We start from the raw sequence: 10,148 nt of genomic DNA on the forward strand, positions 1-10,148 counted from the left end.
ACCATCAGGAACTGGTCATAGGACGCCTTCTGAACCTCGATGAGGTTCGGCATCTCGGCGACTTCCTTGATGTGTCCGAAGAACTTGCGAACGCGTTTGCGACCGGTGAATGTCTGCTGCGCCATCGTGGCCTCTCATTTTCGTCGCCCGCTCTGGGCGCGCCGTCCGGAACGCGGCTGCCACCGCTCCCCGGGTTGAATTTTCGAACCCGCTTTGGGGGCCGGAGACTCAGCTTCAGGCGAAAATGTCCTGAATCTGTTCTTCAGACCTTCAAAACGCAAAACGACGCGCGGGGCGCAAATGCGCGCCCGCCCGTCACAACGATCGTCTTCACGGACTGCAAAAGCCCGAAATAGCCTGCTCTCCCAACGGCTTACAGGGAAATCCGGAATCCCTGCCCACCGCGCTTTCGTGCTGCCGACCCGATATGGGGCGACAATAGTGGAGATTCGAGGGGTAAAGCCTCAAATCCCCACACTTTTTCGTGTCTGGCCCGCGTCGGAGGGTTCCGTCGCACGCCTTTTGCATCCAGTCCACCCGTTTGAGGGATGGACCAGGATCCCGGAGCGCGCTGATGCTCGTCCGGGATCCCGCCAGCAAGCTGTGCTTACTTGAGCTCGACCTTGGCGCCAGCCTTCTCGATCTGGGCCTTGATCTTCTCGGCTTCTTCCTTGTTCACGCCTTCCTTCAGCGGCTTCGGCGCGCCCTCGACGAGGTCCTTTGCTTCCTTCAGGCCCAGGCCGGTGATGGCGCGGACTTCCTTGATGACCTCGATCTTCTTCTCGCCGGCGGAGGCGAGAACGACCGTGAACTCGGTCTTCTCTTCAGCCGGAGCGGCGGCGGCGCCACCAGCAGCCGGGCCGGCCACGGCGACAGCCGCGGCAGCCGAAACGCCCCACTTCTCTTCGAGGAGCTTCGCGAGTTCGGCAGCTTCGAGCACGGTGAGGCTCGAGAGGTCGTCAACGATCTTCTGCAAGTCAGCCATTGTTCAGTTTCCTTGAGTGTAAGTCTGGTTCGGGTTTGAGTTTTGCGAAGGGCGTCAGGCCGCTTCGCCCTTTGAGGCATGAGCCTGGATGACGCGCGCGAGCTTGCCCGCGGGCGCGTTGGCGAGCTGAGCGATCTTGGTCGCCGGGGCCACAAGGAGGCCGACGATCTTGCCGCGCAGTTCGTCAAGCGACGGCAGCGAGGCAAGAGCCTTCACGCCGTCGACATTCAGGACGGTCTTACCCATCGAACCGCCAATGATGACGAACTTTTCGTTCGCCTTGGCGAAGTCGATGGCGACCTTCGGCGCCGCTACCGGATCGTTCGAAGTGGCGATCACGGTCGGCCCCTTGAGCATGGGGCCGATGGCAACGACGTCAGTGCCTTCAAGAGCAATTTTGGCGAGACGGTTCTTCGAGACCTTCACCGACGCGCCCGCCTGCTTCATCTGCTGACGCAGCTTCTGCATCTGGGCGACGGTGAGGCCGGAATATTGAGCAACGACCGCGACGCTCGTGGTCTTGAAGACCTCGTTGAGCTGTTCGACCGCCTCTTTTTTTGCCGCTCGTTCCACAGCAAGCTCTCTCCGGTTGGCGGTCATCGCGAAAGCGGGACCGCCGGGTTGCACCCATCGTCCCACCCAAACCTGAACCTCAGGGGCAAAACCCTTCGGACACGCGGGGCAAGACGACGATTCAAAGCCTGCCCTCCCGGAACCCTTGCGAGCCCACGGGGTGTCGAGGTCCGAACCAGACCCATTCGACAAACAGCCAGAAGGCTGGATGCGACGTGAAATCCGGTCTTCACCCGTCTATGCAGGCCATGCGATTAAGCCGTTGGGAAACCGAAGCTTCCCGCGGGCGCCTGCAGTCTTGGACAGGACAAGGTCAGCCGGTAAACCGTCCGACCTCTGCTCGCTTTCCACCAACCGACGGATTTTCTTCCCTTTTCCGGCAAATCCTCGCGGACGTCCTGAAAAGGAATGATCTCCTATCGTGTCGGATATTCGGAATGCGTGCACGGACGCGCCAGCCAAGGCCGGCACGTCCGGAAGCGGTTCTTTAACCGCTTCGGATCACCTTGCCAAGAGCAAAATTCAGACCAGTTCCAACCGATTGCGCGGAATGGCTTAGGCGGGTCGGCAGGACCGGCTCAGGCCGCCTTGACCCCATGCGGCAGCGGCCTGCCCTCGAAAAACGCGGTCAGGTTTGCAAGCACGCAGTTCTGCATGGCGACGTGGGATTCCAGCGTGTGTCCGCCGATATGGGGGGCGAACACGACGTTCGGCAGCGCGGTCAGCGCATCGGGGGTGTGCGGCTCCTTCTCGAAGACGTCGAGGCCGGCGCCGGCGATGGTCTTGTCCGAGAGCGCCGCGACAAGGGCCTTCTCATCGATGACCGAGCCGCGGGAGATATTGACGACATAGCCGTCCGCACCGAGGCGCTTGAGGATGTCGGCGTTGACCACATGCTGGGTCTCGGCCCCTGCCCGGACAGCGATCATCAGCACGCTGCACCAGTCGGCAAGCGCCTCCAGGGTCGGCACATATTGATAGGGCAAATCGTATTTGCTGCGGCTGAAATAGCCGACCTCCGCCTCGAACGCCGCGCAGCGCGCCGCGATCTTGCGGCCGATCTCGCCCATGCCGTAGACGCCGATGCGGCGGCCGAGGAGGCCGGCCTGCGGCCGCATCATCGGCGACTGCTTCGAGGCGGCCCAATCGCCGCTGCGGACATATTGGTCCGCGACCAGGATCCGCCGGGTCGTGGCGAGCATCAGGGTCATCGCAATGTCGGCGACCGAGGCCGCATTGGCGCCGGGACTGTGGCCGACCGCGATGTTGCGCGCGGCCGCCGCCTTCAGGTCGACGCCGTCATAGCCGGTACCGTAGCAGACGATGGCGCCGAGCTTGGGAAACAGGTCCATCGCTTGCGCACCGAGCGGCGTTCCGCCGGCGGTGAGCAGTGCGCGGATGCCGCCGAGGTCTTCCGACGGAAACACCTCGCTTACGGGCTTGCCGCCGGTGTCGAGCAGTTCGAACCGCTCGGCGAAGCGCGTCATCATCGTCTTCGGAAAGCGCGAGTAGATCAGGACCTTGTCAGCCATTGTTCTTGTTTCCGGTGAATGCCGCTGCAAGCGACGAGGGGCGGAATCGGTTGCCCAATTCCGCCCCTCGCCTCATGCAAATTCCAAACCTTAGCCGAGGATGGTGCCCGGCTCGACCTTCACGCCGGGGCCCATCGTCGAGGACACCGCAACGCGCTGGATGTAGGTACCCTTGGAGCCCGCCGGCTTGGCCTTGGAGACGGCGTCAGCCAGGGCCTTGATGTTCTCGACCAGCTTCTCCTCGGAGAACGAGGCCTTGCCGACGCCGGCCTGCAGAATGCCGGCCTTCTCGACGCGGAACTCGACCGAGCCACCCTTGGCGCCCTTCACCGCACCGGTGACGTCCATGGTCACGGTGCCGATCTTCGGGTTCGGCATCAGGCCGCGCGGGCCGAGCACCTTACCGAGGCGGCCGACCAGCGGCATCATGTCCGGGGTGGCGATGCAGCGGTCGAAATCGATCGAGCCGTTCTGCACCTTCTCGACCAGGTCTTCGGCACCGACGACGTCGGCACCGGCAGCCTTGGCCTCATCGGCCTTGGCGCCACGGGCGAACACGCCGACGCGGAGCGTACGGCCGGTGCCGTTCGGCAGGGTGACGACGCCACGGACCATCTGGTCGGCGTGACGGGGATCGACGCCGAGATTGATCGCGACCTCGATGGTCTCGTCGAACTTCGCCTTGGCGCGTTCCTTGACCATCTTGATGGCGTCCGCGAGCGGGTAGAGCTTTTCGCGGTCAACACCTTCGCGGGCTTTGTTCAAACGCTTTCCGATTGCCATGACCGCTTACCCCGCCACTTCCAGACCCATCGAACGGGCAGAGCCCTCGACCATCTTCATGGCCGATTCGATGGTGTCGCAATTCAGATCCTTCATCTTCTTCTCGGCGATCTCGCGCACCTGCGCCTTGGTCACCTTGCCGGCCTTGTCGCGGCCCGGCGCCTTCGAGCCGGACTGGATCTTGGCAGCCTGCTTGAGGAAGTAGGACATCGGCGGCGTCTTCATCTCGAAGGTGAAGGAACGGTCCGCATAGATGGTGATGATCACCGGGATCGGGGTGTTCTTCTCTTCCTTCTGGGTCTGCGCGTTGAACGCCTTGCAGAACTCCATGATGTTGAGACCGCGCTGACCAAGCGCGGGACCGATCGGGGGCGAGGGATTCGCCGCACCGGCCGGGACCTGAAGCTTCAGGTATCCGGTCACTTTCTTTGCCATGTATCACTCCTGTTGTGCCGGCAACCCGCCGGCGGTTTCAGGTTCGTGGTCTGGGTCGGAGGCGGCTGGCGACCGCCCTCTCCCTCCCACGGCCTATTTCGCGCCAGGCCCGGAGGCCCGGCACGTCTCCGGTCAGACCTTCTCGACCTGACCGAATTCCAGTTCGACCGGCGTGGCGCGGCCGAAGATCGACACCGCGACCTTCACGCGCGAGCGCGCCTCGTCGATTTCCTCGACGACGCCCGAGAACGAAGCGAACGGGCCATCGGCCACGCGCACGTTCTCGCCGATCTCGAACGACACCGACGCCTTGGGCCGTTCCACGCCTTCCTGCACCTGGTGCAGGATGCGCATCGCCTCTGCCTCAGAGATCGGCATCGGCTTGTTTTCGGCGCCGAGGAAGCCCGTGACCTTCGGCGTGTTCTTGATCAGATGAAACGCCTCGTCGGTCAGCTTCATCTTCACCAGCACGTAGCCGGGGAAGAACTTGCGCTCGGCGTCGATCTTGCGGCCGCGGCGCACTTCCGTGACCTTCTCGGTCGGAACCAGCACCAGCTCGAACAGCTCTTCGAGCCCGCGCTGCTTGGCCTGCTCGCGGATCGACTCGGCGACCTTCTTCTCGAAGTTCGAATAAGCGTGGACGATGTACCAGCGCTTGTCGGACGATTGAATTGTGGCGGCTGTTGCCATCAGTGGATGCCCAAAAGAAGGGTGATGAGGTAGCGGATGATCTGGTCGGCGGCGAAGAAGAAGACCGACGCAACGGCAACCATGACGAACACCATGATGGTGGTGATGGTCGTCTCGCGGCGGGTCGGCCAGGTGACCTTGGCGGTCTCCGAGCGCACTTCCTGCAAGAACTTGAACGGGCTGACTGCCATCGTTTGATGTCCAACGTCCGTCAACAGACGCGAAAGGATTTCAGGGATCCGAACAGCCGCCTGTGGCCCAGCCCTCTGTCTCGAAGGATGAGCCGGAAACCGGGCTCGATTGTTCGGGGATTTCAAAGCCGCGCCGGAAATCCGCGTCTCAACGGGCCGGCTGCGAGTGGGCGGTATCTACTGCGGATGGGGCCAAACGTCAAGGTGTGGACGCCTGCCCCGGCCCATGGCCGTTCCCGGACAGAGCCGATCCGGATCAAGGGGTTATCCGCCCCGGATCAACCGCCATTCGAGCCTTGCCCGGTGCGGCTTCACGTCTGGTCCTGATCGTCGTGAATTATCTGGCAGGATGCCTGGCAGGAGTGGCAGGGCTCGAACCTGCGACCCCCGGTTTTGGAGACCGGTGCTCTACCAATTGAGCTACACTCCTACGTGACCCTGCGTCGCCTTGGGATCAGGGGCGCTTTCAAGCACAGGGGACGGCCGGATTGCAAGGGTGAAGCGCGTCGACTTCGCTTGTTTGTCCCACGGCTTCTGGGCCACAGTTCGTTCCCGATAACGAAAAGCAACCGGGAGCGCCCATGACCGCGACAGCCGCCACTCACGCCACGATCGCGCCGAACACGCCGTCTTTGCCGGAGGCCAAGCCGGAAACGCTGGGCCTGTCCCGCCCCCGCCTGCAGGCGATGTCGGACGCTTTCAAGCGCGAGATCGACAAGGGAACCGTTCCCGGCATCACCATTCTCGTGAGCCGCCGCGGCCAGGTCGGGTGGTTCGAGGCGATCGGCAGGCAGAGCCCGGCGGGCACGGCGCCGATGGCGCGTGATTCGCTCTTCCGCATCTTCTCGATGACCAAGCCGATCGTGTCCGTCGCCATCATGGCGCTGGTCGAGGACGGCCACATCCTGCTCGGCGATCCCGTGGCGAAATTCATTCCGGAGTTCGCCGATCAGAAGGTCGGCGTCGTCAGCGGCGGCAAGCTCGAGCTGGTTCCGGCGCGGCGCGCAACGACCGTGCAGGACCTGCTCCGCCACACCTCCGGCCTGACCTACGAGCACCAGGGCGACGGCCCCGTGCACAAGATCTATCAGGACTCGCGGGTGCGCAGCCGCAAGATCACCAATGCCGAGCACGCCGCGCTGGTGGCGAGCTTCCCCCTCGTCTGCCATCCCGGCGACGAGTTCAACTACAGCCGCTCGACCGACATCCTCGGCCGCATCATCGAGGTCGCCAGCGGCAAATCGCTCGGCACATACCTCACCGAGCGCGTCCTCGCCCCGCTGCAGATGACCGAGACCGGCTTCTCGACCCCGGAGGCCAATGCCGGCCGCCTCGCCGAGCCCTTCGCGGCCGATCCCTGGACCGGTGACAAGGTCGCGCTGTTCAACATGCTGGAGCAGCCGGTGATGGAATCCGGCGGCGGCGGCCTGGTCTCGACCACGATGGACTATGCGCGCTTCTGCCTGATGCTGCGCAACGGCGGTTCGCTCGACGGCAACCGGATCATCGGCCGCAAGACGCTGGAGCTGATGGCTTCCGACCATCTCGGGCCGGGCGTGCCGACCAACGGCACCCTGCTCGCCCCCGGCCACGGCTTCGGTCTGGGCTTCGCGGTGCGCACCGCGCCGGGCATCGCGCCGTTTCCCGGCAGCGTCGGCCAGTATTTCTGGAGCGGCATCGCGGGGACCTTCTTCTGGATCGATCCGAAGGAGGATTTGTTCGCGGTGTTCATGTCGCAGGGCCCCGGACAGCGCGACTACACGCGCACGCTGGTGCGGGATCTCGTCTACGCGGCGATCGACTGACGACCTTCGCTGTCGCGCGATGCCGCATCGACATCTTCACTGTCATGCCCCGCCAAGGCGGGGCATCCAGTCCGCCGCGGCGAATGCGGCACGCGCGAGCGCTGCAACGAAAGCTTCCGGAATACTGAACGCCCGCCCCGTGCGCGATTGCGCACTGGGCGGGCGATGACACCTCTGTGCGGGCTGGTCCCGGCTCAGCCGTGCGGGACGTCGCGCCGCGTCGGGTCCGAAACGCGAGACCTCAGCTGATCGTCGCGCCGCCGTCGATCACCATGGTCTGGCCGGTCATGAAGTCGCCGGCCTTCGATCCCAGGAACACGGCCGCGCCCGCGATCTCGTCGGGGATGCCGATGCGGAGCAGCGGCGAGCGCGAGGTCGAAGCCTTCAAATTCTCCGGATTGTCCCACAACGCCTTGGCGAAATCGGTCTTGATCAGGCCCGGCGCGATGCAGTTCACGCGGATGTTGTCCTTGCCGTATTCGCAGGCGAGGTTGCGCGCGAGCTGCATGTCGGCGGCCTTGGAGATGGCGTAGGCGCCGAGGATCGTCGAGCCCTTCAGGCCGCCGATAGAGGAGACGATGATGACCGAGCCGTCCTTGCGCTCGATCATCTGCGGCACCACCATCGAGATCAGCCAGTTGTTGGCGACGATGTTGTTGTCGAGAATCTTGCGGAACTGGTCGTCGGAAATGCCGGCGAGCGGGCCGTAATACGGATTCGACGCCGCGTTGCAGACCAGCACGTCGATCTTGCCGAAGGCGCGGTTGCTCTCGTCGACGAGGTTCTGCAGGTTCTCCTTCGAGGAGATGTTCGCGGCGATCGCGACCGCCGTGCCCTTGCCGAACTTGTCGTTGATGCCCTTGGCGACCTGCTCGCAGACGTCGGCCTTGCGCGAGGAGATCACGACCTTGGCGCCGTGCTCGGCCATGCGCTCGGCGATCGCGAGCCCGATGCCGCGCGTCGAGCCGGTGATGACGGCGACTTTACCCTTCATGTCGAACAAGGTCATGGTTTCCTCCCAGTATGCGTTTCGAGTTGGTTGAAGCTTATGCCGCGTGCGCGCAGCCGGACAATGCTCAGGCGAGCTTCTTGACTTCGGGACCCGCCGGCTGATGCATCGCCGCATGCGCGTCGTCGGCGATCCACGGCTGCTGGTTCACCATCGGCAATCGCCAGACCGTGCGCTCGGGACTTTGGAAATAATCGAGCCGCGTCACCGAGCAATTGTCGATGTCGAACGACAACCCCCGCTCCGGCTGGCCATCGAGCGCGAGCCCGAGCGCCGCCTTGATCGTGCCGCCATGGGCGACCGCGATCACGTCCTGCCCGGCCGCCTCGAGGTTGATCCGCTCGATCGTGCGGCGCGTGCGGTTGTAGAGATCCATGAAACTTTCGCCGCCGGGCGCGGGCTCGTTGATGTCGGCAAACCAGCTCGAGCCCACGGGGCGGCTCGCGATGAACTGGGCACGGTTCATGCCCTGCCAGCGGCCGAGATTCTGTTCGGCGAGATCGGCCTCCCATGTCATCGACGTAGGCTTCGGGAAACCAGCCGCCCAGATCGCTTCCGCGGTCTGGTGCGTGCGCATCAGATTGCTCGAATACCAGACGGCCTTGCGCGGAAGTACCTTGGCAACGGCGTTGAACACGTAGGCGTCGCTGGTGTCGCAGGCGATATCGCTTTGACCGTAGATGTTGCCGCCGTCATTGCGCACCGGCGCATGACGGACCCACCACCACCGTGTCGTGACCACATTCGGCTTGTCTGCGTCTGCCATCGAAACTCTTCCATCCCGTGTGATGTCGCTGTACGTGAGTAGCGAACGTGTCTCAAGACACTTTGCCGTTTGAAATTCTGTTTGAAATTCCGTCGCGCGGCAAGCCTCGCGCGCAAGCCAAAGGGAGAAGCGCATGGGTCGTCTGCAGGGCAAATCCGTCATCATCACCGGCGCGGGCAGCGGCATCGGCCGCGCTGCGGCGCTGCTGTTCACCAGGGAAGGCGCGAAGCTGATCGCGGTCGATCGCACCGAGGCGGTGAAGGAGACCGTCGAGGAGATCAAGAAAGCGGGCGGCGTCGCCGAAGCGATGGTCGCGGACGCCGGCTCCGAAAAGGACGTCGCCGCCGTGATCGACAAGGCGGTGAAAACCCATGGGCGCCTCGACGTGATCTGGGCCAATGCCGGCGTGTCCGGAGGCCTCGTCGCGCTCGCCGATCAGACCGTGGAACACTGGCAGGAGATCCTGCGCGTCAACCTGATCGGGCCGTTCCTCGCCGTGAAGTACGCGATGCCGCACATGGTGAAGCAGCAGTCGGGCGCGATCGTCCTCACCGCGTCCGTTGCGGGCCTCAAGGCCGGCGCCAGCGGGCACCCCTACGCCGCGAGCAAGGCCGGCGTGATCAGCCTGGTGCAGACCACCGCCTATTCGCTCTCCGGCACCGGCGTGCGCATCAATGCGGTCTGCCCCGGCCTGATCGAGACCGGCATGACCAAGCCGATCTTCGATCGCGCCAAGGAACGCGGCACCGCCGACAAGATCGGCCAGCTCAATCCGCTCAAGCGTCCCGGCCAGCCGCACGAGCTCGCGGCGATGGGCCTGTTCCTGGCGAGCGACGACGCCTCCTACGTGAACGGCCAGGCCTTCCCGGTCGACGGCGGTCTCACGGCGTCGATGCCGTATGCGGGCAAGCCGGTCTAGCAAGGGCTTTCTCGTGTCCCGGACGCGAGCGGCACGGAGTGACGCTCCGCAGAGCCGGGACCCAGCAGGCCGCGCGCGGTGCTGATGCATGGGCCCCGGCTCTGCAGCGCACCGCTGCGCGCTGCGCTGCGTCCGGGGCGCGAGACAGTGCAGGTCTTGGCGCACAATTGTCTCGCCATGATCATTGCAAGCGCCTTGTCCGCCACAGCTCGAAGAACGACGGCGGAAACGAAGCAATCCAGACTCTCGCCGTGGCGACAGTCTGGATTGCTTTGTCGCCTCGCTCCTCGCAATGCCGGAGTGCGGGGAGCGACGTGGGCGATCTCCTCTCTCGTGTCCCGGACGCGCTGCAACGCGTCAGCGTTGCTGCGCAGAGCCGGGACCCAGCGGGCCGCGCGCTGCGCCGATGCAAGGACACGGTTTCGCATTCTCGCGGCTGGTTTCGCCCGAGCTTTGCTTG

At 64.4% G+C, this 10,148-nt stretch carries 11 protein-coding genes and 1 tRNA gene; 2 read left to right on the forward strand and 10 right to left on the reverse strand.

Annotated features, from left to right (window positions below; translation table 11 throughout):
* Positions 1 to 607 precede the first annotated feature (607 nt).
* From rplL to QM712_RS35335, 8 genes are all read right to left on the reverse strand, one after another.
* Entirely contained in the window at positions 608 to 985 is a 378-nt protein-coding gene (gene rplL / locus QM712_RS35300) for a 50S ribosomal protein L7/L12 (RefSeq protein ID WP_128951214.1), read from the reverse strand.
* A 54-nt stretch (positions 986 to 1,039) separates the two neighbouring features.
* Positions 1,040 to 1,558: a 50S ribosomal protein L10 gene (gene rplJ, locus QM712_RS35305; RefSeq protein WP_415027773.1), complete on the reverse strand. Its 519-nt coding sequence runs from the start codon at positions 1,556 to 1,558 to the stop codon at positions 1,040 to 1,042.
* 578 nt (positions 1,559 to 2,136) lie between these two features.
* Positions 2,137 to 3,090 carry a 2-hydroxyacid dehydrogenase gene (locus QM712_RS35310; protein ID WP_415027774.1) on the reverse strand — a complete coding sequence of 318 codons (954 nt, stop codon included), beginning with the start codon at positions 3,088 to 3,090 and terminating at the stop codon, positions 2,137 to 2,139.
* Positions 3,091 to 3,180: 90 nt separating this feature from the next.
* Positions 3,181 to 3,873: a 50S ribosomal protein L1 gene (gene rplA / locus QM712_RS35315; protein ID WP_014494487.1), complete on the reverse strand. Its 693-nt coding sequence runs from the start codon at positions 3,871 to 3,873 to the stop codon at positions 3,181 to 3,183.
* A gap of 6 nt (positions 3,874 to 3,879) precedes the next feature.
* Positions 3,880 to 4,308, reverse strand: a complete 429-nt coding sequence (gene rplK / locus QM712_RS35320) for a 50S ribosomal protein L11 (RefSeq protein WP_011088164.1) — start codon at positions 4,306 to 4,308, stop codon at positions 3,880 to 3,882.
* Between the two features lie 132 nt (positions 4,309 to 4,440).
* Positions 4,441 to 4,998: a transcription termination/antitermination protein NusG gene (gene nusG, locus QM712_RS35325; protein ID WP_415027775.1), complete on the reverse strand. Its 558-nt coding sequence runs from the start codon at positions 4,996 to 4,998 to the stop codon at positions 4,441 to 4,443.
* Positions 4,998 to 5,189, reverse strand: a complete 192-nt coding sequence (secE, locus tag QM712_RS35330; protein ID WP_415027776.1) for a preprotein translocase subunit SecE — start codon at positions 5,187 to 5,189, stop codon at positions 4,998 to 5,000. The genes nusG and secE overlap by 1 nt, the downstream gene beginning before the upstream one ends.
* Positions 5,190 to 5,543: 354 nt before the next feature.
* Positions 5,544 to 5,619: transfer RNA gene (locus tag QM712_RS35335), tRNA-Trp, on the reverse strand.
* Between the two features lie 151 nt (positions 5,620 to 5,770).
* Here QM712_RS35335 and QM712_RS35340 point away from each other — a divergent pair.
* Positions 5,771 to 6,994 (forward strand): serine hydrolase domain-containing protein, encoded by a 1,224-nt coding sequence (locus tag QM712_RS35340; RefSeq protein ID WP_415027777.1) that lies wholly within the window; start codon positions 5,771 to 5,773, stop codon positions 6,992 to 6,994.
* A gap of 241 nt (positions 6,995 to 7,235) precedes the next feature.
* Here the strand turns inward: QM712_RS35340 and QM712_RS35345 are convergent, their stop codons facing one another.
* Together QM712_RS35345 and QM712_RS35350 are read right to left on the reverse strand one after the other, a co-directional pair.
* Positions 7,236 to 8,003, reverse strand: a complete 768-nt coding sequence (locus QM712_RS35345; protein ID WP_415027778.1) for an SDR family NAD(P)-dependent oxidoreductase — start codon at positions 8,001 to 8,003, stop codon at positions 7,236 to 7,238.
* 67 nt (positions 8,004 to 8,070) lie between these two features.
* A complete protein-coding gene (locus QM712_RS35350; protein ID WP_415027779.1) occupies positions 8,071 to 8,769 on the reverse strand; it encodes a histidine phosphatase family protein in 699 nt (232 codons plus the stop codon).
* 133 nt (positions 8,770 to 8,902) lie between these two features.
* On the opposite strand from QM712_RS35350, the gene QM712_RS35355 reads away from it, so the two are divergent.
* Positions 8,903 to 9,688, forward strand: coding sequence for an SDR family NAD(P)-dependent oxidoreductase (locus QM712_RS35355; protein ID WP_415027780.1), 786 nt, complete (start codon positions 8,903 to 8,905; stop codon positions 9,686 to 9,688).
* Positions 9,689 to 10,148: the final 460 nt, after the last annotated feature.

It is taken from the genome of Bradyrhizobium sp. (genome assembly GCF_047605465.1).
Taxonomy (GTDB): Bacteria; Pseudomonadota; Alphaproteobacteria; order Rhizobiales; family Xanthobacteraceae; genus Bradyrhizobium.